This window comes from Kaistia defluvii, assembly GCF_040548815.1.
Classification (GTDB): Bacteria; Pseudomonadota; Alphaproteobacteria; order Rhizobiales; family Kaistiaceae; genus Kaistia; species Kaistia defluvii_A.
The window spans coordinates 536,785-562,043 of sequence record NZ_JBEPSM010000003.1 but is presented as its reverse complement, the minus strand read 5'-3'; the positions used below and the strand labels follow the sequence as shown (position 1 = coordinate 562,043).

The 25,259-nt window shown below is 66.9% G+C and carries 20 protein-coding genes; 13 read left to right on the top strand and 7 right to left on the bottom strand.

What is annotated here, in order from left to right; genetic code table 11:
- Positions 1 to 25: 25 nt before the first annotated feature.
- Genes ABIE08_RS19475 through ABIE08_RS19460 form a run of 4 tightly spaced genes read right to left on the bottom strand, consistent with a single transcriptional unit; the run spans position 26 to position 4,553 of the window.
- The gene (locus ABIE08_RS19475) at positions 26 to 955 is read right to left on the bottom strand and encodes an ABC transporter permease (RefSeq protein WP_354553493.1); all 930 of its coding nucleotides are present in this window, start codon (positions 953 to 955) and stop codon (positions 26 to 28) included.
- Positions 952 to 1,980 (bottom strand): ABC transporter permease, encoded by a 1,029-nt coding sequence (locus tag ABIE08_RS19470; protein ID WP_354553492.1) that lies wholly within the window; start codon positions 1,978 to 1,980, stop codon positions 952 to 954. Before ABIE08_RS19470 ends, ABIE08_RS19475 begins: the two co-directional genes overlap by 4 nt.
- Positions 1,977 to 3,521, bottom strand: a complete 1,545-nt coding sequence (locus ABIE08_RS19465; protein WP_354553491.1) for an ABC transporter ATP-binding protein — start codon at positions 3,519 to 3,521, stop codon at positions 1,977 to 1,979. The genes ABIE08_RS19470 and ABIE08_RS19465 overlap by 4 nt, the downstream gene beginning before the upstream one ends.
- Before the next feature lie 18 nt (positions 3,522 to 3,539).
- Complete coding sequence (locus tag ABIE08_RS19460) at positions 3,540 to 4,553, bottom strand: BMP family ABC transporter substrate-binding protein (protein WP_354553490.1); 1,014 nt, start codon at positions 4,551 to 4,553, stop codon at positions 3,540 to 3,542.
- Between the two features lie 174 nt (positions 4,554 to 4,727).
- Between ABIE08_RS19460 and ABIE08_RS19455 the strand changes: the two genes are divergently transcribed.
- On the top strand, positions 4,728 to 5,567 hold the full coding sequence (locus ABIE08_RS19455; RefSeq protein ID WP_354553489.1) for an SDR family NAD(P)-dependent oxidoreductase: 840 nt from the start codon (positions 4,728 to 4,730) through the stop codon (positions 5,565 to 5,567).
- A gap of 186 nt (positions 5,568 to 5,753) precedes the next feature.
- On the opposite strand, the gene ABIE08_RS19450 is transcribed toward ABIE08_RS19455, so the two are convergent.
- Positions 5,754 to 7,289 carry an MFS transporter gene (locus ABIE08_RS19450; protein WP_354553488.1) on the bottom strand — a complete coding sequence of 512 codons (1,536 nt, stop codon included), beginning with the start codon at positions 7,287 to 7,289 and terminating at the stop codon, positions 5,754 to 5,756.
- Between the two features lie 143 nt (positions 7,290 to 7,432).
- Here ABIE08_RS19450 and ABIE08_RS19445 point away from each other — a divergent pair, with 143 nt between their 5' ends.
- The 6 genes from ABIE08_RS19445 (at position 7,433) to ABIE08_RS19420 (ending at position 16,202) form a co-directional block, all read left to right on the top strand.
- Entirely contained in the window at positions 7,433 to 8,296 is an 864-nt protein-coding gene (locus ABIE08_RS19445) for a LysR family transcriptional regulator (RefSeq protein ID WP_354553487.1), read from the top strand.
- Positions 8,297 to 8,589: 293 nt separating this feature from the next.
- Positions 8,590 to 9,888: an ABC transporter substrate-binding protein gene (locus ABIE08_RS19440; protein WP_354553619.1), complete on the top strand. Its 1,299-nt coding sequence runs from the start codon at positions 8,590 to 8,592 to the stop codon at positions 9,886 to 9,888.
- A 117-nt stretch (positions 9,889 to 10,005) separates the two neighbouring features.
- The gene (locus ABIE08_RS19435; protein ID WP_436409585.1) at positions 10,006 to 10,926 is read left to right on the top strand and encodes a carbohydrate ABC transporter permease; all 921 of its coding nucleotides are present in this window, start codon (positions 10,006 to 10,008) and stop codon (positions 10,924 to 10,926) included.
- On the top strand, positions 10,923 to 11,765 hold the full coding sequence (locus ABIE08_RS19430; protein WP_266334205.1) for a carbohydrate ABC transporter permease: 843 nt from the start codon (positions 10,923 to 10,925) through the stop codon (positions 11,763 to 11,765). Before ABIE08_RS19435 ends, ABIE08_RS19430 begins: the two co-directional genes overlap by 4 nt.
- Positions 11,766 to 11,823: 58 nt before the next feature.
- Positions 11,824 to 14,847 carry an alpha-mannosidase gene (locus ABIE08_RS19425; RefSeq protein WP_354553486.1) on the top strand — a complete coding sequence of 1,008 codons (3,024 nt, stop codon included), beginning with the start codon at positions 11,824 to 11,826 and terminating at the stop codon, positions 14,845 to 14,847.
- Positions 14,848 to 14,939: 92 nt separating this feature from the next.
- A complete protein-coding gene (locus ABIE08_RS19420; RefSeq protein WP_354553485.1) occupies positions 14,940 to 16,202 on the top strand; it encodes an ROK family transcriptional regulator in 1,263 nt (420 codons plus the stop codon).
- Between the two features lie 159 nt (positions 16,203 to 16,361).
- Here ABIE08_RS19420 and ABIE08_RS19415 read toward each other — a convergent pair whose 3' ends face one another.
- Together ABIE08_RS19415 and ABIE08_RS19410 are read right to left on the bottom strand one after the other, a co-directional pair.
- Complete coding sequence (locus tag ABIE08_RS19415) at positions 16,362 to 17,474, bottom strand: ROK family transcriptional regulator (RefSeq protein ID WP_354553484.1); 1,113 nt, start codon at positions 17,472 to 17,474, stop codon at positions 16,362 to 16,364.
- Positions 17,475 to 17,537: 63 nt separating this feature from the next.
- A complete protein-coding gene (locus ABIE08_RS19410; RefSeq protein ID WP_354553483.1) occupies positions 17,538 to 18,740 on the bottom strand; it encodes an ROK family transcriptional regulator in 1,203 nt (400 codons plus the stop codon).
- Between the two features lie 152 nt (positions 18,741 to 18,892).
- Here ABIE08_RS19410 and ABIE08_RS19405 point away from each other — a divergent pair, with 152 nt between their 5' ends.
- From ABIE08_RS19405 to ABIE08_RS19380, 6 genes are all read left to right on the top strand, one after another.
- Positions 18,893 to 20,158, top strand: coding sequence for an ABC transporter substrate-binding protein (locus ABIE08_RS19405; protein WP_354553482.1), 1,266 nt, complete (start codon positions 18,893 to 18,895; stop codon positions 20,156 to 20,158).
- A 260-nt stretch (positions 20,159 to 20,418) separates the two neighbouring features.
- Positions 20,419 to 21,363: a carbohydrate ABC transporter permease gene (locus ABIE08_RS19400; protein ID WP_354553481.1), complete on the top strand. Its 945-nt coding sequence runs from the start codon at positions 20,419 to 20,421 to the stop codon at positions 21,361 to 21,363.
- Positions 21,360 to 22,262 carry a carbohydrate ABC transporter permease gene (locus ABIE08_RS19395; protein ID WP_354553480.1) on the top strand — a complete coding sequence of 301 codons (903 nt, stop codon included), beginning with the start codon at positions 21,360 to 21,362 and terminating at the stop codon, positions 22,260 to 22,262. Before ABIE08_RS19400 ends, ABIE08_RS19395 begins: the two co-directional genes overlap by 4 nt.
- Positions 22,263 to 22,305: 43 nt before the next feature.
- Positions 22,306 to 23,415, top strand: coding sequence for an ABC transporter ATP-binding protein (locus ABIE08_RS19390; protein ID WP_354553479.1), 1,110 nt, complete (start codon positions 22,306 to 22,308; stop codon positions 23,413 to 23,415).
- A gap of 25 nt (positions 23,416 to 23,440) precedes the next feature.
- A complete protein-coding gene (locus tag ABIE08_RS19385; RefSeq protein ID WP_354553478.1) occupies positions 23,441 to 24,205 on the top strand; it encodes an SDR family NAD(P)-dependent oxidoreductase in 765 nt (254 codons plus the stop codon).
- A gap of 37 nt (positions 24,206 to 24,242) precedes the next feature.
- Entirely contained in the window at positions 24,243 to 25,226 is a 984-nt protein-coding gene (locus ABIE08_RS19380) for a sugar phosphate isomerase/epimerase family protein (RefSeq protein WP_354553477.1), read from the top strand.
- Positions 25,227 to 25,259 lie beyond the last annotated feature (33 nt).

Genomic DNA, 25,259 nt, shown 5'->3' with positions numbered 1-25,259 from the left:
GAAGTTCCTTGGAGGGTAGAATGGGTCAGGCGTGCGCGGTGATCGTCTCGGCCGCGCGGCGCTTCAGCCGCTTGCGATGGCTGAGCGCGAGCGCCAGCAGCGTCACCACATAGGGCACGACATCAGTCAACTGGTTGGGCAGGCCCTGGCTCTGCAGGCGGACCGACAGCGCATCGGCAACGCCGAACAGCACGCAGGCCAGCGCTGCCCAGAGCGGATGATTGCGTCCGAGCATGACGGCGACGACGGCGATCCAGCCGCGACCGGCGCTCATGTCCTCGGAAAAGATGCTGACCGTGCCGAGCGAAAGCTGCGCCCCGCCGAGCCCGGTCAGGCTGCCGGCGAACAGCACGGTCAGGACACGGTAGCGCGTGACGTCGATGCCCATGGTGCCGGCGGCGCTCGCATCCTCGCCGACGCCGCGCATCCGGAGGCCCAGCGGGGTGCGGAACATCATGATGGTCACGGCGGCGGTCAGGATCCAGGCGAGCCAGGTGATCGCGGTCTGGCGGGAGAAAATCCAGCCGATCCAGGGGATGGTGTTGATCGCGTCAATGCGGATCTTGGTCAGGCCGACAATGCCCGGATCGGAGAAGGTGCCCGAGACGCCGAACATCTGCCGCAGCAGATAGGCCGTGAGGCCGGCGGCGAGCAGGTTCATGCCGATGCAGATGACGACGCTGTCGCCTTTGAACACCGTCGCGCCATAGGCGAGGATCAGCGAGAACAGCACGGTGAAGACGATCGCGAACAGCACGCCGCCAAGCGCGCTGCCGGTGGCGTAGGAGCCGACGACGGCGGCGAAGGCGCCGACCAGAAGCTGGCCTTCCATCGCCATGTTGAACACGCCAACCCGGCCGCAAAGCGTGCCGGCAAGGGCCGCCAGCAGGATCGGCGTGATCGACTGGACCGCCGAATTGACCAGCGACGGGGTGATGAAGCTCATCAGGCTCATGACGACTTCCTGCCGACGCCGTGGCGGATCGCCAGGAAAAGGATGATGACGGATTGCAGGATCATGGTGAGCACGCGCGGGATGGCGGTTTCGCGCTGCATGGCAAAGCCGCCCGTCTGCAGGCCGGCGAAGAACAGGCCTGCGCAGATCGCACCGAGCGGCGCGCCGCCGGCCAAGAGGGCTGCCATCAGGCCGGACCAGGTATAGCCCGGCGTCAGCAGCGCGCCGTCCTGGTAGCGATAGAGCGAGCCGAGCACGAGGATCGCGCCGACGAGGCCGGCAATCGCGCCGCTCGCAAACATCACGCGCACCTGCTGCGCCGCGAGCCGGACGCCGCCATAGCCGGCGAATTTGGCGTTCAGCCCCCGCATCCGAAGCTCATAGCCGCCGACCATGCGACGATCATAGAAGACGACGGCGATGGCGACGATGACCATCAGGACCAGGCCGATATTAAGCGGGCCGGAGATAACGGGCAGCCGCGCCGCATCGGGGATCATCCGGGTCTGGGCGAGACCGGTCGCCATGTCGCGCAGCGGGAAGCCGACGAGATAGGAGGCGATGCCGATCGCCGGATAGGAGAGCAGCAGGGTCGAGATCAGCATCGGGATGCCGAAGCGCGTCTCGCCCCAGGCGGCGAGCGAGGCGTAAAGCCCCGAGGCGACCATGGCGCAGAGGATCGAGGCTGCGATCAGCAGCGGACCGGGCAGCGGCAGATAGAGCGCGGCCATCGCCGCGACGAGGCCGCCGATCACCAGCTGGCCGTCGCCGCCGAGATTGACCATGCCACCGCGCAAGGGGAGTGCTGCCACCAGCGTCATGCCGACCAGCGGCACGGCCCAGTTCAGCGTGTTCGGCCAGTTTTGCGGCGCTAAGGCACCGATCAGGATCTCGCGATAGGCGGCAATCGGATCACCTCCCGAGGCCAGCACCAGCAGCCCGCCGATCAGAATGCCGATGCTGATCGCCAAAGGCACGGCCGGGATCCGCGGAAGCCTCGGGGCCCGCACACTACGCTCGCTCATGCCGCCTCCGTTCCGTCGGTGAGCCTTGCCTCGCCGACGCGGCCGGCCATCAACAGGCCCAGCGTTTCCTCGTCGGCCTCGGCGGCAGGGAGCTCGGCCAGGATGCGGCCGTCGAACATCACCAGCACACGGTCGGCGAGCGCCAGGATCTCGGTCAGCTCGGCCGAGACCAGCAGAACGGCGCTGCCGCGATCGCGTTCGGCGACCAGCTGGGCGTGGATGAATTCGATAGCGCCGACATCGACGCCGCGCGTCGGCTGCTCGGCGATCAGCAGCGGCGCGGCATGCGACAGCTCGCGCGCGACGACGACCTTCTGCAGATTGCCGCCCGAGAGCGTGCCGACGGCGAGCTGCTCCGAGCCGATCTTGATGCCAAAGCGCTCGATCAGCTTTTGCGCATGCGCGGTGACGGCGCTGCCGTCGAGTAGGCGGCCGTTCGAAAGCGGCGGCTTGCGCTGGAATCCCATGGCCAGATTGTCGGCGGCGGAGGCGGCTAGCGCCGTGCCGGTCGTGGCGCGGTCTTCCGGGATATAGGCGAGACCGGCGTCGCGGTGGCGCTCCACGTCCAGCGCCGTGACGTCGGCCCCGTTAATGGCGACCTTGCCGCCATCGGGGATGCGCAGGCCGGTCAGCGCCTCGATCAGTTCTGTCTGGCCGTTGCCTGCGACGCCGGCGATGCCGACGATTTCTCGCGCGCGGATGGAGAGATCGACTCGGTCGACCACCGGCTTGCCGCCATCGGTCGCAACCGTCAGGCCGCGCGCCTCGAGCACCACGGCGCCCGGTTCGGCCGGGCGCTTCTCAACGGTCAGGTTGACCGCGCGGCCGGTCATGGCGCGGATGATCTCGCGTGCCGAAGTCTCGGAAGTCACCATGCGGTCGACCACCTTGCCGTCGCGCAGCACGGTGACGCAGTCGGTGATCGCCATCACCTCATGCAGCTTGTGGGTGACGAACAGGATGGTGCGGTCGTCGGCGGTCAGGTGGCGGATGATGTCGAACAGGCCGTCGCGCTCCTGCGGCGTCAGCACGGCGGTCGGCTCGTCGAGGATCAGCACGCGGGCGTCGCGATAGAGCGCCTTCAATATCTCGACGCGCTGGCGCACGCCGACCGAAAGCTGGCCGACGATCGCATGCGGATCGACCCGAAGGCGATATCGATCGGCCAGCGCCGCGACGCGGCGGGCCGCCTCGCGCCGGTCGATGAAGCCGAAGCGGGTCGGTTCCATGCCATAAACGACGTTTTCCCAGACGGTCAGCGAATTGAACAGCTTGAACGCCTGATGGACCATGCCCATGCCGGCGCCGATCGCATCCAGCGCCGAGCGATAGCGCATCTCGGCGCCGCGCAGAAAGATCTGCCCGGAATCGGGCGCCTGCATGCCATAGAGGATCGACATCAGCGTCGACTTGCCGGCGCCGTTCTCGCCCATCACGGCGTGGACCTCTCCGCTGAGCACGGAGAGGTCGATGTGGTCATTGGCGACGAGAGGCCCGTAGCGCTTGACGATGCTTCTGGCTTCGAGCTCGATCGTCGACATGCCGAAGTCAGGCCGCCCTTACTTGGCGAGTTGCATCGGATCGGCGACCTTCACCGTTCCGGCAACGACCTCGTCGCGCAGCGCCTTCACCTTGGCGACGACATCCGGCAGCTTGGCGATCAGGCAGCCCGATTCCTCGAGGCCCGGCTCCAGGCTGGTCAGCGTCATGCCGCCCTCGGCGAGGCCGTAGGTGGCGAAGGCCGGCTGGTCGCCCTTGAACAGGCCGGCGACGCCCTTCTCGATGACGGTGTCGGTGCGCTTCTGGACGTTGTCCATGATCAGGCCCGGCGCCTGCGGGCACTGGTTGGTGTCGACGCCGAAGGCGGCTGCGCCCGGCAGGTCTTCCATCGCCTTGAAGATGCCGCCATTCGAGCCGGCGCCGGCCGCCATGACGCGATCGACATTGTCGGAAACCATGACGCTGGCGCGCTGCTGGCCGCGGGCCGGATCGGAGAACGGGTTGTTGCCGCCGATCCAGAGCGACGGGGCGATCTCAATCTCCGGCTTCACATGCTTGGCGCCCTCGTTGAAGGGGTCGGTGTAGCGATGGATGAAGGGGATATCGAGCGCGCCGATGGCGCCGACCTTGCCGGTCTCGCTGGTCAGCGCCGCTTCGGCGCCGGCCAGGAACACGGCCTCATATTCGCGGAACACCGAGCAATGGATGTTGGCAACGGGGGTCTGCGGGCAGCTGTCGACGAGCAGGAACTTGGTGTCCGGATAGGCCTTGGCGACTTCCGGCAGCACGTCGTTGAACTCAAAGCCGACAGCGATCACCACCTTGGCGCCTTCCTTGGCGGCGGCGTCGAGGTTCTGGCGGATCGTGGTCGGGTCCGTGCTCTCATAGATCTTGGCGGTCGCGCCGGCGGCTTCCGCCGCCTTTTCCGTGCCGGCCTTGGCGAGCTTCAGGAAGTCGTTCACGCCAACCGGATTGGGCGAGACGAAGACGACCAACGGCTTGGCATCCTGCGCCTGCGCCGTCGTCACCGCCATCAGCGCAGCCGCGCCAGCCAAAAGCCCCCGAAGCCTCATCTGCAATCTCCTGCATGTGGAATGGCCGCGAAGATATCGACTCGTTGATGGCGCCACAACTGCGATTGACCGCATATCGATCATGCCTATTCTGGACGCAACCGATACCCTTGCGTGTCCAGTGACTTGCCCTGTGTACGGGTTGCCCCGCCCCTGCCGATGATTGGATTTTCGATGTCGAAATACGTCACCCGCCGTCCCGAAAAAGCGCTTCCCCTGCGCAAGAGCCGGGTGTTTCCCGTGCATGCCGGCAAGGGCTTCATCGTCACCGGCGGATCGGGCGGCATCGGCAAGGCGATCGCGGAACTGCTGATCGCGCAGGAAGCGCGCGTCGTCATCGCCGATCTCCGCCAGGAAACGGTCGACGCCACGGTCGAGGCGCTGGGCGGCGCGGCCGGCGGCTGCTTCGGCATCGCCATGGACGTCGCCTCGGAAGCGTCGGTCGCCGACGGCGTCGCCAAGGCGATCGACCTGCTCGGCCGCGTCGACGGCCTGGTCAACTGCGCGGCGATCGTGCTGCATTCCGACCCGCTGGCGATCTCGCGCGCCGACTGGCAGAAGCAGTTCGAGATCAACCTGTTCGGCGCCTATGATATTTCGCGGCTGGTCGCAGCCCACATGATCGAGCACGACATCCAGGGCGCCATCGTCTCGATCGCGTCGGAAGCCGGCAAGAAGGGCCATGTCGAGTCGCTCGCCTACAGCGCTTCCAAGGCCGGCATGATCTCGATGACCCGCATGCTGTCCGAGGCGCTGGCCCCCTATGACATCAACGTCAATTGCGTCTGCCCGGGCGGCGTGGCGACGCCGATGCTGAAGGAAGTGTCGGAAGCCTATTCGGAATTCACCGCCGAGCCGGCGCCCGCGATCTTCGACAAGATGCTGTCGGCGCAGCTGGTGCGCCATCTGCAGCCGGTCGAGGTGGCGCGCGTGACCTCCTTCCTGCTCGGCGACGACGCCATGCTGGTCCGCGGCCAGGCGGTCAACGCGGATGCGGGCGAGACGCCGTATTGAACGTCTGTAATCCTGCCTCCCGCGTCCTCCCACGCTCGCCGTCATCCCGGGCTTGACCCGGGATCCATACAGCGGAGTCATCCGGCGATCGTCTCGACAGGCCTCGGCCGAATGGATCCCTGCTTTCGCAGGGATGACGGAGTCTGGGCGACAAACGCTTCCGCCTCTCTGACGCAGTACCCTGCCCTACCCCACCACTGGCTGCGCTGGGCAGGCGACCTTCGCCCCGCCCCTACCAAACACAAAATAGCTCGCGATCGCCAGTAGCCAGACGGCGAGGCCACCATAGAGCAGGACCCAGCCGAAGCCGTTCGTCAGGGCCTGATGGACGACCGCAGGCGATATCCCGCTCTCGGGAGAAACCGTCGCCCCGGCCGCGATCTGCTGCGCCAGCTGGCGCAACGCCGTCGCGTCGATGCCGTCCGGAAGCGCCGCCCGGAGCGATGCGCCGACGCCCTCGACCAGCAAAAAGCCCATCAGCGCGATGTTGATGGCAAGCGAGATCATGCGCGCGCTCATGTCGATCCCCGAGGCCATGCCGGCGCGGTTGGCGGCGACCGCGCCGGTCGTCGTGTTGGTCACCGGCGTGTTGGTGAAGCCGAGGCCGATGCCGGCCAGCACGCAGCCGGGCAGCATGGTGAGCCAGCTTGCCGCCTCGACGCTGCTGCCGAACTTCATCGCCAGGAAGCCCAGGCCGATGAGGAAGAGGCCCGCCGGAATGACCAGTCCGGGGCGGTAGCGCAGCGACAGACGCTCGGCCAAGGGCGGCACCACCAGGGTCGGCAGCGTATAGGCGAGCAGCGCCGTGCCGGCGGCGACGCTGTCATAGCCGAGACCGGCCTGGAACCAGATCGGCAGGTAGATCATGAACGGCCAGAAGCTGACATTCATGGCGGCCGAGCCGATCACCGCGCCGGAGAAGGGACGGACGCGGAACACCGAGAAATCGAACATCGGCCGCGCGCTGCGCTTCTCGGCGACGAGGAAGCCGACAAAACTCGCGATGGCCACGCCGAGGATCGCCAGCGCCGCCGGGCTTGAGAAGCCGAGATCCGGTCCCTGGGTGATGAAATAGGCCAGCGCGAAGACGCTGAGCGACAGGGTCAGCATGCCGGCGAGGTCGAGATGGGTCGCCTCGGGATCGCGCGATTCCTCGACGCCGCCCTGCGCCAGCGCGAAGGTGACGAGGCTGAGCGCGACATGGACGAGAAACACCCATTCCCAGCTCCAGACCGCGACGATGGCGCCACCGACGATCGGGCCGAAGCCGAGCCCGATGCCGAAGATGATGCCCCACCAGCCGAACGCCATGCCGCGCGCCCGGCCCTCGCGAAATTGGTGCGACAGCACGGCGACCTGGCAGATCAGCATGACGCCGCCGCTCAGGCCCTGGAGGAAACGGGCGACGATCAGGATCGATACGCTCTCCGTCAGGCCGCAGACCAGCGAGGCGAGACCGAAGGCGGCGATGCCGATCAGGAACACGCGCTTGCGGCCATAGCGGTCGGCTAGCGTGCCCGTCGCCATCAGCACCGTCGTCACCGCGATGGTGTAGGCGTTCATGATCCATTGCAGCTCAATGAAATCGGCATGCATTACCTGCTCCAGCGTCGGCAGGATCGCCGGGACGCTGGAGATTTCCAGGCCGAACATCAGCGAGGAGAGACAGACGGCGGCGAGCGCGACGAGGCTGCGGCGGGAGGGGGACGGGTCTTGGGTCATGGAACGGCTTTCGAATGGCGCGACGGCTTCGGCGGGAGGGCCGGCGTCGCGGAGAGAGATTCGGCGCCGACCTTAGCGGCCGCTTGACGACAGCAAAACCGGATGAATATCTATTTCAGAGACAACAAATCCGGATACATCCCATGACCGTGCTGGACGTCGAGTCGGTTCAGGCCTTCGTCGCCATCGCCGACTTCCAGAGCTTTACCCGCGCCGCCGAGGCACTGGGGACGACGCAGGGCGCGATCAGCGTCAAGCTGAAGCGGCTGGAGGACAAGATTGGCCAGCGGCTGGTCGAGCGGACGCCGCGCTCCGTGCGGCTTTCGGCGCAGGGCGCGCTGTTCCTCGACGGCGCGCGCGGTTTTCTCGCCGCGCATGAACGGGCATTGGCGGGCCTGACCGATTGCCGTCGCCGCTTCACGCTCGGCATCGCCGCCCATGTCGCCGGACCGGAATTGCCGACCCTGCTGGCGCGGCTCAACGCACATGATCCGGGTCTGACGATCGAGGTGCGGCTCGACAATTCGCGCACCCTGCTCGACGCTTTCGATCGCGGCGAGCTCGACGCCGCCATCGTCCGCCGCGAAGATGATCGCCGCGACGCCGAAATCCTCGGGCCCGAGGATTTCGGCTGGTTCGCAGTGCCGCATTTCGAGCACCGTCAGGGCGAGCCCATTCGCCTCGCGACCCACGCCCCCTCCTGCGGCGTGCGCGACATGGCCACCCGCGCCCTCGACGCGATCAGCATCCCGTGGATCGACGTGTTTCTCGGCGGCGGCTCCTCGGTGGTGACAGCCGCCGTCTCGGCCGGTCTCGCCATCGGCGCGTTTCCCTGCCGCCTCGCCCCGCCGGGCACGGTCGAGGTCGGTCCGCGCTTCGGACTGCCGGAATTGCCCTCGTCCGAAATCGTGCTGCATTCGACGCTGACCGACGCCAAGTCGCGCGGCGCGCTGCGCACGCTGGCCGCCGCGTTTCGCGAGCATCGCGGCGCGACGCTGACGGGATAAGCGACCCGAAAGCCCCGTCACCCTACCCTCCGCTCGCGGGAGAGGGATTTCGCCGGCACGCGTCCTCGAGTCCGTAGCTTGCACCGGCTCGCGACCGACACCTTTGCGCCCGGCTCTACGCCCTGCCTCGGCCCCGCCGTCACGCTCCGGCGGCAAACCCCTTCGCGACTCCGCTTGCAATATAAAATCGATGTGATTTAATCCGTCGCAGCTGCCGCCGGAAACGCGGAGCGGAAGAAAAGAAACGGCGAAACAGCCGTTCGTTCGAGGAAACACCCACGGGAGATTTCATGATGCGCTTGCGTCTCGTCACCGCGTTGCTGGCCTCCGCCGCCGCGTTCGTCGCCGTCTCTGCCCATGCCGATAATCTCGTCACCAAGGACCGCGTCGGCCCCGCCGATGCGCCCAAATCCTTCACGCTCCGCCTGACCAATGACGGCCCGACCAGCACCGACCCGGTCTGGGCCGAGGGCTACCAAAAGCTGTTCAGCGAATTCATCCAGCGCCATCCGGGCTGGCGCATCGATCTCGAGCGCATGTCCGACAATATTGGCCAGGAACAGGCCCGCATGCTCGAGCAGGCAAAGTCCGGCAACGGCCCGGATTGCGCCGCCGTCGACAGCTTCGTGCTGGCCCTGTTCAAGGGCGCCAATGTCCTGAAGCCGCTCGACGAATACTTCACCAAGGAAGAGGTCGCCGACCTGTTCCCCTTCATCCGCGAAGGCATTACCGGCCCGGATGGCAAGATCTACGCCTGGTGGTGGAACACCGACCTGCGCGTGCTCTACCGGAACAAGGAAATCGTTCCGGATGCGCCGAAGGACTGGGCCGAGCTGAAGGCCGCCGCGCTCGCTTCCAAGGAAAAGGGCAGCGAGGGCGTGCTGTTCAATGGCGGGCGCTGGGAAGGCACGACCTTCGACTGGCTCGCCAATTTCTGGGCGCAGGGCGGCAAGCTCGTCGACGACAAGGGCAAGCCGATCTTCGCCGAGGGTGAGAACCGCGAGAAGTTCCTGAAGGCGGTCAATTACTTCAAGGACCTGGTCGATTCCGGCGCGGCGCCGAAGCGGGTCGCAACCATCGTCAACTATGACGAGTTCAACGCAGCGGCGGCGGCCGGCACGGCGGCGCTGTTCATCGGCGGCAACTGGCAGTATGGCCAGCTCAAGAACACGCTGGAGCCGGAAGAGTTCGCCAAGTGGACCTTCTCGGAGATCCCCGGCCCGACCGCCGACCAGCGCTCGACCGGCACCGGCGGCTGGACCTTCGGCGCCTTCTCCAACGATCCGGAAAAGGTCGCCATGTGCGCGGCCGTGATCAAGGAGATCTATGCCGGCCCCGGCAATGCGCTGCAGCAGCAGCTGCCGACGGCGGCGGCCCTCTACGGCAAGTACGACGTCTTCAAGACCGAGGCGAACGAGACCTTCGCCAAGGCGCTCGTCAACGGTCAGGCCCGCCCCGGCGTGCCGATCTATCCGGAGATCTCGAACCAGATCCAGATCATGATGGGTGACGTCCTCTCCGGCACGAAGACGCCGGAAGCGGCGCTCGACGCCGCCAATACCGCTGTCCAGGCCGCTTTCGCCCGCCTCTGACCCGGTATTTGCGACGGGGCCCTGTCCTTCTCCTCCCCCCGGGACAGGGCCCTTCCCCTTCGCCGCGCGCGAGGGCGTTCAAGGAGAGACCTCATGCCGACGACAACGGCGGCCGCCATGGGCGCCGCGCAACGCCGCGTGGCCGGACCCAGCCTCGCACGACGCCTCGAAGCCAACCCGTTCACCTGGCTGGTGCCGGTCGCCGTCATGCTCGGCGTCTTCTACCTCTATCCGATCCTCGACGTGTTCCGCCTCGGCCTGACCAATGCGAGCCTCGTCAGCTCCGACGAGCGCTATACGATCGTCACGCTGCAGGCGATGTTCGAGAACCCCGCCCTGCTCGACATCCTCAAGACCACCGCCGTCTTCACCATCGCCAGCGTCGTCGGCCAGCAGGTCTTCGGCCTCGCCATCGCGCTGCTGGTGATGCGCGGCGAGCGGCGCAAGCTCAAGGGAATGGTGGCGCTCCGCACCCTCGTCCTGGTCGCCTGGGTCATCCCCGGCATCGCCAACGGCCTGATCTGGCAGATGCTGTTCAGCGAGGCGCCGTTCGGCGCCATCAACAGCGTGCTGCGGATGATGCACGTCTCGCCGGTCGCCTGGCTGTCGGACCCCAACATCGCCATGCTCTCGGCCGTCATCTCGAATGTCTGGCGCGGCACGGCCTTTTCGATGATCGTGTTCTACGCCGCGCTGAAGGCGATCGACCCGACGCTTTATGAAGCCGCGAGCGTCGATGGCGCCGGCCATCTGCAGAAGCTGCGCTTCATCACGCTGCCGCAGCTGCGCGCCGCCATCCTGGTCAATTCGATCCTGGTGACGATTCAGACCCTCAACACCTTCGACGCGATCATCTCACTCACCGGCGGCGGCCCCGGCCGCGCCACCGAGGTGTTGTCGCTGTTCACCTTCAACACGGTGTTCCGCAACTACGACCTTGCCGGCGGCAGCGTGCTGTCCGTGCTGATGCTGGTGATCAGTCTCGTGCTGGCGCTGTTCTATGCGTCCTTCATGCCGCGCCGGGAGGTGTCCGAATGACCCATGAAGCCCGCGAGAAATGGGGCGACGCCCTCACCTATCTGTCGGCGATCGTGATTGCCGCCTTCTTCCTGACGCCGCTGGCCTGGCTGCTGTCGCTGTCGCTGCGCACCCGGCAGGAAGTCTTCCTCGGCGCCAGCCGCTTCATCCCGAAGCGGCCGACGCTCGACAATTTCGCGCAGATCCTCTCGGACCCGACCTTCCTGCTCTATCTCTGGAACGGTCTGAAGCTGTCGGCGCTGGGCGGGCTCGGCTGCCTGCTGGTGGCGGCACCCGCGGCCTACGCCTTCTCGCGCTTCTGGTTCTCCGGCAAATCGGCGCTGATGATGACCATCCTCGCCTTCCAGATGATCTCGCCGCTCGTCATCCTGGTGCCGCTCTATCGCTACATGAGCCGGCTCGGCCTGCTCAACAGCCACTTTGGCGTCACCATGGTCTACATCGCCATCGGCGTACCGATGTGCACCTGGCTGGTGAAGAGCGCCATCGACAACATACCAAAGTCGCTGGAAGAAGCCGCTGCCATCGATGGCTGCAGCCGCTTCGGCACCTTCTGGCGCATCACCCTGCCGCTCGCCGCCCCCGGCCTCGCCTCCGCCTTCATCCTGATCGTGATCCTGAACTGGTCGCAGTTCCTGATCCCGTTCCTGCTGCTGAACAAGGACGCGCAGCTGCCGATCTCGGTCGCGATCTTCAATTTCGCCGGCACCTCCAACGCCTCGTCGACCCAGGTGCTCGCCGCAGCCTGCCTCGTCGCGGTGGTGCCGGCCATCATCGCCTTCCTCCTCCTGCAACGCATGATCGTCGGTGCGCTCACCGCCGGCGCCGTCAAGGGCTGAGGCAAACCCGATCCATCCCTTCCCCTATCCATACCCCTATCCGAGACGGAGAATTCCCATGTCCCTGACCCTCCAGCAGCGGCTCGCCCGCATCGACGTTCGCGTCGAGGAACTGGGGTTCTGGCGCGAGCGCGAGACGCTCGCGGTCGAAAACTGGCAGTTCGAGGGCGCGCCGATCGCCATGGGCGGCTTCTGGCCCAAAAAGGACGGCACCGTCACCTTCGACACGGAAGCCTCGGTGCCCGAGCATTGGGCGCTCGAGGATGTGCGCCTCCTGATCGATGTCGGCGGTGAAAGCCTGATCACGCTGACGCCGGTCGGCTCCGGTGCTGAAAAGCGCTTCGGTCTCGACCCGTTCCACCAGGAATTCCCGGTTCCCGCCCGCCGCTTCGAGATCCATGTCGATGCCGTCGCCCGCCTGCCCTTCGGCGAGCCGGTGCGCGAGCCGCGCCTGACGCGCGCCCATCTCGCCTGGATCGACCAGCCGGTGCACGAACTGGCGCTGCTGCTGCGCCAGGTTTCGGAAGCCGCCCATTTCCTCGGCGCGCATGAGGTCGTGCCGCATCTGATCACGGCGGCCGAGAACACCTTCGCGGCGCTCGACTGGCCCTCGGCGACCCAGGACTATGTCGCCCGCACGGCGCCGCAGCACGGCCAGCAGAAGATCTGGCAATTGCCGCCGCTCAAGCCCAATCCGGAAGGGCTGCGCCAGGATCACCGCGCCAGCGTTTCGCGCGCGCTCAAGGATCTGACCGCGGCGCTGAAGGAGCTGAAGGCGCGCTATCCGCAGCAGGGCAAGCTCGGCATCACCGGCCACGCCCATATCGATCTCGCCTGGCTCTGGCCCTATGACGAGACCCGCCGCAAGGCGCGCCGCACCTTCAACACGGCGCTGCGGCTGATGGAGCGCTTCCCCGATTTCGTCTTCAACCAGTCGACCGCCGCCTATTACGCGCAGATCGAGGAAGACGACCCCGCCCTGTTCCAGGAGATCGTCGCGGCGGTGAAGAGCGGCCAGTGGGAGACCATTGGCGGCATGTGGGTCGAGCCCGACACCAACATGCCGACCGGCGAAAGCTTCGTGCGCCAGATCCTCTACGGCCAGCGCTATTTCGAGCAGAAGTTCGGCGTGCGCCACCGCGTCTGCTGGCTGCCGGACTGCTTCGGCTTTTCGCCGGCGCTGCCGCAATTGTTGCAGCAGGGCGGCATGGACTCCTTCTTCACCATCAAGGTGAACTGGTCGGAGACCAACAAATTCCCGCATGATCTGTTCTTCTGGGAAGGCCTCGACGGCAGCCAGGTCATCGCCCACACCTTCGACAATCCGGTGCGCGGCTATAACGGCTCGACCGAGCCGGAGGCGATCCTCGGCACCTGGGGCAATTTCCGCGGCAAGACGCTGCATGACGAGAGCCTGCTCGCCGTCGGCTATGGCGATGGCGGCGGCGGCGTGACGCCGGAAATGCTGGAGCGGCAGGCGCAGCTGGCCGATTTCCCGGCTATCCCGACGCTGTCGCCCGTCCGCGTCGAGGACGTCTATGCCCGCATGCACGCCATTCCCGCCACCGAGATCCCGGTCTGGCAGGGCGAGATCTATCTCGAACTGCACCGCGCCACGCTGACGACGCAGAGCCATACAAAGCGCCTGCACCGCCATGCCGAGCGCGCGCTGATCACCGCCGAGACGGTCGCCTCGCTCGCGCATATGCTGGGCGGGGCCCGGCCGGAGAGCCTCGAGCTCGCCTGGCGCAAGGTGCTCAAGAACGAGTTCCACGACATCCTGCCCGGCTCCGGCATCCGCGAGATCTACGAGGATGCCGAGCGCGAACTGGGCGAGGCGCTGGCAACCGGCCTCGACGCGCAGCAGGCGGGCTTGACCGCGCTGGTCGGCCAGTTGCCGAAGGGCGAGGGGAAGAACGCCCTCGTCGTCGTCAATCCCGATTTGCACGCCCGCCCCGTCCGGGTCGAACTGGACGGGCAGGCGATCGCGCTCGACGCGATCGTGCCGCCGCTCGGCATCCTCGTGCTCGACGAAAAGGCGCTCGCGCCGACCGCCGGGCTCAGCGTCTCGAAGCAGAAACTCGAAAACAGCCTGATCCGCGTCACGCTGAATGCCGACGGCACGATCGCTAGCCTGTTCGACAAGCGCAGCGGCCGCGAAGCGCTCGCCGGTCGCGGCAACCAGCTCTGGGTCTATCCCATGGACAAGCCCCGCAACTGGGACGCCTGGGACCTTGAGGACGATTACGTCAAGAACGGCCAGGAACTGACTTCGTTCGAAAGCCTGGAGGTGACCGAGTCCGGTCCGCACCGCGCATCCATCCAGATCGTGCGCAAGTTCCGCGACTCGACCATCACCCAGACGCTGCAGCTGTTCGCCAACTCGCCGCGCCTCGACATCCAGACCGATCTCGACTGGCATGACCGCCGCGTACTGCTGCGGACCCTGACGCCCGTCGATATCCGCTCAGATCTCGCCACCTTCGAATGCGCCTTCGGCGTCGTCCGGCGCACCACCCACAACAACACCTCGTGGGACGAGGCGAAGTTCGAGGTGCCGGCGCATCGCTTCGCCGATCTGTCGGAGACCGGCTTCGGCGTGGCGCTGCTCAACAACGGCAAGTATGGCCACAGCATCAAGGGCAATGTGCTGGGTCTCAGCCTGCTGCGCGCTCCGATCTATCCGGATCCGCTGGCGGACGAGGGCGAGCAGAGCTTCGTCTATTCCCTGCTGCCGCATGCCGGTGCCTGGCATGAAGGCGGCGTGCGCGAGGAAGCGCTCGACCTCAACCAGACGCTGCTCGCCATCCGCGCTTCTGACGTCGCGACCGGAGTGCAGACCCCGATCGCGGTCTCCGGCATGCCTGCCGGCCTCGGCGGTCTCAAGGCCAGCGAGGACGGCAACGCCCTGGTGCTCCGGGTCTACGAACCGGCCGGCGGGCGCGGCCGCCTCGACATCGCGCCGCGGGAGGGCTGGCAGCTCTCCGACCCGGTCAACATCCTGGAGGAAGCGGTCGATCGCGCCGCCGGACCGGACCTCAACCCGTTCGAAGTCCGTAGCTGGCTTATCCAGCCAAGCTAGGCCTGCGCCATCCTTGACAAGCGAGCCACCCTTGCTCTCTATCCGCCGGCGGACGGTCACCCATGATCTCCGCCGGCGGTCCTGACATCCCGATGAAATCCAAGACGGCTCCAGGCGACCTCGCCGGCTCGAACTCCGGGCTGGCGGCGAGCCATAACCAGGCGGTGATCCTGCGCACCATCCGTTGGCATGCGCCGATTTCCCGCACCGAACTGGCCGCCCGGTCCGGCCTCAGCAAGCAGGCCGTCGCCCGCATCACCGAAAAGCTGATCGATGACGGCCTCGTCGTCGAGGCGCGCCGGCGCTACGGCATGCGCGGCCAGCCGGCGATCGAGTTGGAGATCAATCCGGAAGGCTGTTTCGCGGTCGGCGTCGGCTTCGGCCGCGACCATCTGACCATCGTCGCCGTCGATGCCCTGGGCACGGTGCGCGACCGCATCCACCGCGAAGTCCGCTACATGCTGCCGGACGAATTCTTTGCCGAGATGAAGGAAGCGCTGAAGACGTTCCGCCGCCGCCACGCCATCGACGAGTCGCGCCTCGCCGGCATCGGCGTCGCCTTTCCCGACTGGCTCGGCGAAATCCCGTTCATCGGCATGCCCGAGGCCTACAAGAGCTGGCGCAGCGTCGACGTGCGCGAGCGCTTCGCCCGCATCACCGACCAGCCGATCCTGATCGACAATGACGCGACGGCGGCCGCGATCGGCGAGCTGACCTATGGCCTCGGCGTCGAGATCCGCAGCTTCTTCTATATCTTCTTCGGCTCCGGCCTCGGCGGCGGGCTGGTTTTGGACGGCGCCTGCTATCACGGCACCACGGGCATTAGCGGCGAGATCGGCTGGCTGCCAGTGACGCTGCCGGATGCGCCGGCCGGCGAGCGCGTGCAGCCGCTCGGCCAGGTCGTGTCGCTGTTCATCCTCTACGATTATCTCGCCAGCCACGGCATCGCCGTCGAGCGGCCGCAGGACCTTCTGACGCTCGACGCGCATGGCAAGCGGCTCTTGACCCAATGGCTGCGCATGGCGGCCGGCCATATCGCCGAGGCGGCGATCGACATCGGCCTGCTGATCAATCCCGACGCGGTGCTGATCGGCGGCCGCATTCCGGTGACGATCATCGACGAGCTGCTCGGCTATGTGCGCGAGGCGCTGTCGCGCGACCTCCGCCCGACGCCGCGCATCCACCGCGCCGTCGGCTCGGAAGACGCGGCAGCGTTGGGCGCCGCCACCCTGCCGCTGTCGCATGCGCTGCGGCTTGAATCCGCCGACCCCGCGCAGTTGACCCGCTCGCCGCTGCGCAGCGACGACACGCGGTCGGGCAGCCGGCTCGCGCGCGGGCAAGGGCCATCGGCGTAAGGGTCTGGACGCATCGCCCCGGCGAAGGCCGGGGCCCATGAACACCGGCCTGGTGAACTACGGCTGAGCCCTCTGGCGAGCCGACGGCGCATCTGGATCCCGGCCTCCGCCGGGATGACGACGGAGGGAGCCGAAGGCCTCCCCCTCCCGGATGCTTTCCTAAGGCCTGAACGGGCGGCGGGGATCGGGCAGCAGGAATTCCAAGAACGGCATGGCGGCGATTCCCATCAACACGGCGTCGCGGGACAGCGAGCCCGGTGCCAGTTCCGGCAGCCAGTAGGGCTGGGTCGGCTCGATCATGCGCTCCTGGCGCTGCCGGGCGAGGCGCGACACCAGCGCCGCCAGAAGATCGGCCGGCAGGCGGCCGCCGATGAAGATGACGCGCGGCGCGATGAAGGCGGAGATCGCGATGATCGAATCCATCAGATGCGCGGTGACCGCCTCGATCCAGCGCGCGACAGCGGGGTCGGCCGGATCGAGCGTGTCGATGCCGGCGAGCGCCGTAGTCGAGGCGACCTCGTCGAGCAACCGGCCGTCCTCGCCGGTGCGCATCGCGCCGACGAGCCCTGCCCGCTGGTCGACACCGTTGAACACCGAGCCGCCGATGATCATGCCGGCCCGGGTCGAGGGTCCGAGCAGGACATAGACGAAGCTGTCGCCGGCCGTGGCCTGCCCGAACTGCCGCTCGCCCAGCGCTGCCGCGATGGTGTCGGGTTCGACGATGACCGGCAGCGGCGCCAGCGCGGCGCGGATCTCGTCGACGCCATCCAGCGCCGTGATGCCGACGCCCATCACCCGCGCCGCCGTGCCCTCGGCCAGCCGTTCCAGCGCCGCGGAAGCGAGCTCGATGACGACGCGGACGGTGTCGCCTTCCCGCACCGGCCGCTCGTCGCGCAGCACGACCTGGCCGGCGAGGTCGATTACCACCAGCCGCGCCATGCCGTCCGAGACGTCGATGCCGAGCGACACGGCGCCCTCGGCGACGAGGCCGAAACGGTTGGCGCGCGACCCCTCGTCCGAGCCCTCGCTGACCAGCCCGTCGGCGACGAGGCGGCGCACGATGTTGGTGATGCCGGGCACGGTCAATCCGGTCAGCCGGGCGAGTTCCAGCCGGCTCATCGGGCCGGTCCGGCGCAGCGCCTCCAGCGTCACGCGCAGATTGTGATCGGCGGCATGGACGAGGTTCTGCCCGGCCGGCTGGTAGGCCGTCCGTTCTGCCGGCGGCGCCGATCCGGTGCGGAGCGGCGAAGGAGGGGTACGATCGATCGGCATGAACCCGTTTTCGCACGAAGTGCTGCAAATTCCATCCGCGATTGCGGCATTCGCCCGGCAATCTCAGCCCGGCCGGCCATGATGGCGCAGCACGAGGCCGACCGCGCCGAGGCACGCGTCATTGTCCGTGAACACGCCCGGCACGAAGCGGGTCCTCGCTTCGGGCGCGATCTCGGCCCGCTTGACCAGCGTGTGCCGCTCGAAGCTCTCCGAGAGCGGCCCGAGCAGCATGTCGCCCGCCAGCGGCATCCGGCCGCCGAGCACGACCAGCGCCGGATTGATCGCCGTGCCGATGATGGCGAGGCCCTTGCCGGCCGCCTCGCCCATCTCGGCGATCTGGCGCCGGCTCGGCTCGTCGCCGCCGCGGGCCAGCGCGACCAGCCCATCCATGTCGAAAGGCCGCCCCAGCCGCCTTTCCGTGTCGGCGAGCGCCGTGCGGGCGCTGGCATAGAGCTCCAGGCAGCCGCGATTGCCACAGCGACACAGGGGTCCGCCGGGATCGATCATCATATGGCCGAATTCGCCGGCAGACCCGGCGATGCCCCGGACGACATGGCCACGATTGACGATCGCGCCGCCGACGCCGAGGTCGATCTTGAAGAAGACGAAATCCTCCACCCCGATCGCCGCGCCCCACATCATCTCCGCGATCGCGGCGCAGTTGCTCTCATTGTCGGCGAAGATCGGGCTTTTCAGGACCGGGCCGAAGGTTGCGCGGATATCGGTGCCGGCCCAGGTCGGCACGCCGCTGGCGCGCAGCACGCGGCCGTCGATGGGATTGATCGGGCCGGCGACCGCCACGCCGACGCCGAGCCGCCCTTCCGGCGCGAGCCCATGCTCCTCATAGGCTTCGTCGATCAGGCGACGGGTCAGCGCCGCCGCCTCGGCCGGCGAATAATCCGGCTCGATCTGGACCTTGCGATCGGAGATCACCCGATGCGAGACATCGGCGACGATCAGCTGGATCGCCTCCAGCCCGAAGAGCACGCCGACGCAGGTGCCGACCTTGGGATTGAGCATCAGCGCCGTCGCGGGACGGCCGACGCTGGCGCCGCGACCGGTTTCGCTGCTAGCCTTCTCGATGACGATGTCCGAACGGCGCAGCTCCGCGAGCGTCATCGAGACGGTCGATTTGGCGAGGCCGGTGAGCCTGACGATTTCGGTCGCGCTCAGCGTGCCGCGCTCGCGCAGCAGGCGGACGACGCGCGCCGAAGGCGTGCCGTCGCCGGCATCCTCGAAGAACGATTTTAGTCTTGCTTCAAACATTGGCGAACTTTGCGGGCGCGTTGACAGCTTAATAAGTTCATCATAGAACAAATACGGCGTCAGATCACGGGGAGACGGACTGAAAGCCATAAAAACAAGTACCTGCGCAAACCGATCGTAAGTATCGGGCGGGACACCTAGGGAGAGGAATCATGACCTTCACTTGGAAGGTGAGCGCTGGGCTATTGTCCTTTGCTCTCCTGAGCGGCACGGCTCTTGCCGAGCCCAAGACGAACCTGCTGCATCAATGGGCGACCGGCTCGGACGCCGCCGCCGTCGCCAAGCTGGGCGAGATGTTCACCGCCGCCGGCGGCAAGTGGGAACAGACCTCGATCGCCGGCCACACCGCCAACACCCTCGCCAAGCTCCGCGCCGACGTGATCGCCGGCAATGCGCCGCCGGCCGTCCAGCTCAAGGGCCCGGAGATCGCCGAGTGGAACGCCACTGGCATGACCGCCAATCTCGACGAGCTCGCCGCCGCCGAAGGCTGGGAAAAGGTCGTTGCGCCCGAGCTGATCTCGGTGATGAAGCCGACCGGCAACTGGGTTGCCGCGCCGATGAACATCCACCGCATCAACTGGCTTTGGTCCTCGCCCAAGGTGCTGAAGGAAGCCGGCGTCGAGGCGGTGCCGAAGACCTGGGCCGAGTTCAACGCCGCCTGCGAGAAGGTCGTCGCCGCCGGCAAGATCTGCATCGCCCATTCGACGGCCGACTGGACGGATTCGACCGTGTTCGAAGTGGTCGTCTACGGCCAGGACATCGACCTGTTCCGCAAGGCGCTGGTCGAGGGCGACGTCGACGCGCTGCGCAGCGAGGGCATGGTCAAGGCCCTGACCCAGCTCCGCCTGATGACGTCGAAATACATGGATCCCGGCATGGTCGGCCGTGACTGGGACACCATGTCGGCGATGGTTGGCCGCGGCGACGCCGCCTTCCACATCATGGGCGACTGGACCGTCGGCCTGCTGACCGCGGCCGGCTTCAAGGAAGGCACCGACTATACCTGCAGCCAGGCGCCGACCGACTGGGGCAAGCCCGGCTTCATCCTGAACGCCGACAGCGTCGTGTTCTTCAAGCAGAAGGACCCCGACTACATCGCCGGCCAGCAGCTGCTCGCCAAGACGATCCTGTCGCCGGAGTTCCAGACCGCGTTCAACCAGGCCAAGGGCTCGATCCCGGCCCGCATGGACGTCGACCTGTCGACCGGCTTCAACCCCTGCCAGCAGCTTTCGCAGAAGGACCTGCAGGCTTCGATCGAGGCTGGCACGCTGGTGCGTTCGATGGCCCACAACATGACCATTCCGCAGAAATATCGCGGCGCGATCATGGATACGGTCACCGAGTTCGTGAACACGCCGGCCATGACGCCCGAACAGGCGGCGACCGCGATCGCGGATGCCGTCGAGGCCCAGATGTAACGAACCGCGCTTCCGGGCGCGATGCCTCGGCGTCGCGCCCGGTTCCCTGGTCAGGCTACATCGCCCTTCCATCACCTGCGCCATTCTTCACCTCTCGCCCCAAGGGAGAGGTCGACAGCGATGGCTGGCGGGTGAGGGTTCGCGGCCTCCCCCGATGGTTCCCTAAACCCTCACCCGGCTCTTCGAGCCGACCTCTCTCTTGAGGCGAGCGGTGAGAAGCCCGGGTCCCCAGGATCCGGCTCACAAGGACAGGGCCAGCAATGTCGACAGTTCCAATGGATGCCGGCCGGAATTCCGCGTCGGCGGCGCCCGGCCCCACCTGGCGGGAGCGTATCACCCGGATTTCGCCGATCCTCATTCTCGCGCCGTCGCTTGCGGCGTCCTTCGTCTACATCTTCGTCTTCACGATCTGGACGCTGTATATCTCGCTGTCCAACTCGTCCTTGCTGCCGAGCTACGGCTTTGTCGGTCTCGACAACTATGTTTCGCTGTGGAGCAACCGGCGCTGGAACATCGCCTACAGCAATCTGTTCTTCTTCTCCGCCTTCTACATCGTCGGCGCGATGGGCATCGGCCTCCTCCTCGCCATCCTGATCGACCAGCGCGTGCGCGGCGAGGCGATTTGGCGGACCATCTTCCTCTATCCGCTCGCCGTGTCCTTCATCGTCACCGGCACGGTCTGGAGCTGGCTCTACAACCCGACCGACGGCATCCAGATGCTGGTGCGCAGCCTCGGCTGGACCGATTTCAACTTCGCGCTGGCTTCCGACCGCAGCACGGCGATCTACGCCATCATCATCACCGGCATCTGGCAAAGCTCGGGCTTCGCCATGGCGCTGTTCCTCGCCGGGCTTCGCTCGGTCGACCAGGACCTGATCAAGGCGGCGCAGATCGACGGCGCCTCGACCTTCCGGACCTATCGCCGGGTGATCCTGCCGATCATCTCGCCGATCTTCCTGGCGGTCGCCGTGGTGCAGATCCAGTTCGCGATCAAGACCTTCGATCTCGTCGCGGCGCTGACGCGCGGCGGCCCAGGCATCTCGACCACCTTCCCGGCCATCTATGTCTACGATCTGATGTTCCAGCGCGGGCAGATCGGTGAAGGCGCCGCCGCCGCCATGATGATGCTGGCCGCGCTTGCCGTGGTGCTGGTGCCCTACGCGCTGTTCGTGGTCTGGCGCCATCGCCGGGAGAGCCGTCCATGACCGACGCCACCATCGCCGCGGTCCATGACCGTGAAGCCGCCGCCGCCTCCCGCCGCCACTTCGTCAGCCGCACGGTCATCTACGCGCTGCTCACGATCTTCGCGGTAATCTACCTGGCGCCGCTGCTGATCCTCGTCTTCAACTCGTTCCGCGAGCAGCCGGAGATCGCGCAGAACGGCCTGATCGCCTTCCCGCGCAGCTTCCAGCTGAAGGCCTGGGCGGAAGCCTGGAGCACCTATTGTATCGGCGGCACCTGCGAGGGCATGCGCCGCAACTTCCTGAACTCGCTCTGGATGGCGGTGCCCGCCACCATCCTCTCGACCCTGCTCGGCGCGATGAACGGCTACGTGCTGTCGAAATGGCGCTTCAAGGGCTCGGAAGTGCTGTTCACGCTGATGCTGCTCGGCGTGTTCATGCCGGGACAGATCGCGCTGATGCCATGGGCCTTCCTGCTCGGCAAGGTCGGGCTGACCAATTCGACCTACGGGCTGATCCTGATCCACGTCGTGCAGGGCATCTCCTTCACCACCCTGTTCTGCCGCAACTACTACGTCTCGATTCCCGACGACCTGATCAAGGCGGCGCGCATCGACGGCGCCGGCTTCTGGCGGATCTTCCGCAAGATCATCCTGCCGCTGTCGCCGCCGATCCTGATCGTCACCGTGATCTGGCAGTTCACCGGCATCTGGAACGAATATCTGTTCGGCGTCGTGTTCACCTCGGGCCGCGAACAGCCGATCACCGCCGCGCTCGTGGCGCTGACCGCCAGCGGCACCAATGTCCGCGCCTATGACGTGATGAGCGCCGCCGTGCTGATCGGCGCGCTGCCGCCCCTGCTCGTCTACTTCCTCGGCGGCAAGTATTTCGTCCGGGGCCTCACCCAGGGAGCGATCAAGTGATGACCCGCTCCCCCGACCTTTGCTGCAATCCGATGAGGCTCGCATGTCGTCCCTGACCATTCGCAACCTGCGCAAGAGCTTCGGCGCCGTCGAGGTGCTGAAGGGCATCAACATCGAGGCGCGGACCGGCGAGTTCATCGCCTTGGTCGGGCCGTCGGGCTGCGGGAAATCCACCCTGCTCGCCATGATCGCCGGGCTCGAAAGCGTCTCCGAGGGCGAGATCCGCATCGGCGACCGGCTGGTCAATTCGGTGGCACCGAAGGACCGCGACATCGCCATGGTGTTCCAGTCCTACGCGCTCTATCCGACCATGACCGTGCGCGAGAACATCACCTTCGGCATGGAAAGCCGCGGCGTGCCGAAGCCGCAGCGCGACGAGGCGGTGAAGCGCGTCGCGGCGCTGCTGCAGATCGAGCCACTGCTGAAGCGCAAGCCCGGCCAGCTTTCCGGCGGCCAGCGCCAGCGCGTGGCCATGGGCCGCGCCCTGGTGCGCGACCCCAAGCTGTTCCTTTTCGACGAGCCGCTTTCCAACCTCGACGCCAAGCTGCGCGTCGACATGCGCACCGAGATCAAGAAGCTGCACCACCGCGTCGGCAAGACCACGGTCTATGTCACGCATGACCAGGTCGAGGCGATGACGCTCGCCTCGCGCATCGCCGTGATGCACCAGGGCCAGGTGCAGCAGTTCGACGAGCCGCAGGTGGTCTATGACCGCCCGGCCAACATGTTCGTCGCCGGCTTCATGGGCTCGCCGGCGATGAACTTCATCCCCGCGACGCTCACCACCGACGCCGAGGGCAAACCGGCGGTTTCGATCAAGGCGACGGGTGGCACGGCGGTGTTGACGCTGCAGGACGGCATCTCGCCGGGCGCGGCGGGCCGCGACGTCATCCTCGGCGTCCGGCCCGAGCACATCTTCCGCTATTCGCACGAGCTGAAGGCCAGCAAGAAGAGCATCGCCAGCGTCGACGCGCCGGTCGAGATGGTCGAGCCGACCGGCGCCGAGACCATCGGGCTGATGCGCTTCGGCGAGCTGGAAGTCACCGGCCGCTTCGACCCGGACGAGGCGCCGCGCATGGGCGAGACGATCACGCTGGGCATCGACATGTCGCATGCCTGCCTGTTCGACCCCGTCACCCGCAACCTCATCTAGCCGCGCAGCCGACGGGCCAGCCTCCATGACCTTTGCCAACTACCCAAGCCTTTCCGGGCGCGTCGTGTTTGTGACCGGCGGCGCCTCCGGCATCGGCGCGGACATCGTCCGCGCCTTTGCCGGCACCGGCGCGAAAGTCGCCTTCGTCGATATCCAGGCGGATGCCGGCGCGGCACTTGCCGAAGAACTCGCCGGCGCGGAACACAAGCCCCGCTTCTACCGATGCGACCTGACCGACACCGCCGCGACGCAGGCGGTGATCGCCGAGGTCGGGCGCGCGCTCGGGCCGATCGGCGTGCTGGTCAACAATGCCGCCAATGACGACCGGCACGAGATCGACGCGGTGACCGAGGAATATTGGGACTGGGCGCAGGCGATCAATCTGCGCCCGCAATTCTTCACCGCCCAAGCCGTACGGCCGCAGATGCAGTTGCTTGGCTTTGGTTCGATCATCAACTTCTCGTCGATCGCCTGGCGCGGCGGCGCGCCGAACATGCCGGCCTACACCACGGCCAAGGCGGCGGTGCTCGGGCTGACGCGCAGTCTCGCGCGCGCCTTCGGTCCCGACAACATCCGCGTCAACGCGATCGAGCCCGGCGCGGTGATGACCGAGAAGCAGCACGCGCTCTGGTATCCGACGCCGGAAAGCGTCGACGCGCTAGTGAGCCGGCAATGCATCCAAAAGGTGCTGCTGGGCGACGAGATCGCCCGCACCGTGCTTTTCCTCGGCGCCGACGACAGCCGGATGATCACCAAGCAATCCATCATCGTCGATGGCGGCCTGATCTAGCGCCGCCCGCAAAACCCTTCGGCAGATTGGAAATGCCATGCTGCAAGTCGGACTGAACCCGTATGGATTGACCTACTATCTCGGCCTGCAGGGACACGGCACGCCGCGCGCCAATCCGGAAGGACGCGGCCTTGAAGGTTTCATCGAACTGGCCGAAGAGGTTGGCGCGAAGACGCTGGAGATCTTCGAGCCCTGGATCGCGCGGCTCGACGATGGCGAGGTCGCGGCGCTGAAGGCGCGGCTTGCCTCGCTCGGCATGACGCCGGTGATCAGCAGCGGCCTGAACCACGGCCCGCTCGACAGCGCGTTCCGCTCGGCCGAGCGGCTGGATGCCAAGCTGATCCGCGTTTGCCTGACCTCGGTGCTCTGCGGCGACCGCAACGCTTGGGGCGAAAAGTGGCACGAGCTGGTGCGCGGCGTGCACGCAGCGCTGGCGCTCTATGCCCCGCGCGCCGAGGCCGAAGGCCGAACGCTGGTGATCGAGAACCATCAGGATTTCACCAGCGACGAGTTGGTCGCGCTCTGCGAGGAGGCGGGTCCCGCCGTCGGCATTTGCTACGACACCGGCAACACGCTCCCCGTCGGCGAGGCGCCGCTCGATTTCACCCGCCGCGTCGCCCCTTGGGTCCGGCACGTCCACCTCAAGGACTACAACGTCCAGTTCACCGATGAGGGTTTTCGCCTCGTCCGCTGCGCGATCGGCGACGGCGTCGTGCCGTTCGCCGAGGTGCTCGCCATTCTGGCCGAACATCACCCGACATTGACCGCCGTGCTGGAGCCCGGCGCGCTCGACGTGCGGCATGTGCGCCTGCTGACGCCGGACTGGTGGAACGGCTATGCGCAGCGTAGCGCCCGCTCGCTCGCCGCCTGCCTGCTCGCGGCGCGGCGCAATCGCCTCCCCGACGACGCCGACTACCGCACCCCCTGGGAGCGCGGCGAGGATGGTGCGCTCGTCGCGTACGAACTCGACATGATCCGCAGGAGCGTCGCCAACATGCGCTCGCTCGGCGTCATGCCGTGAACCATCGGAAGGTCTTTCACCTCTCCCTGAGGG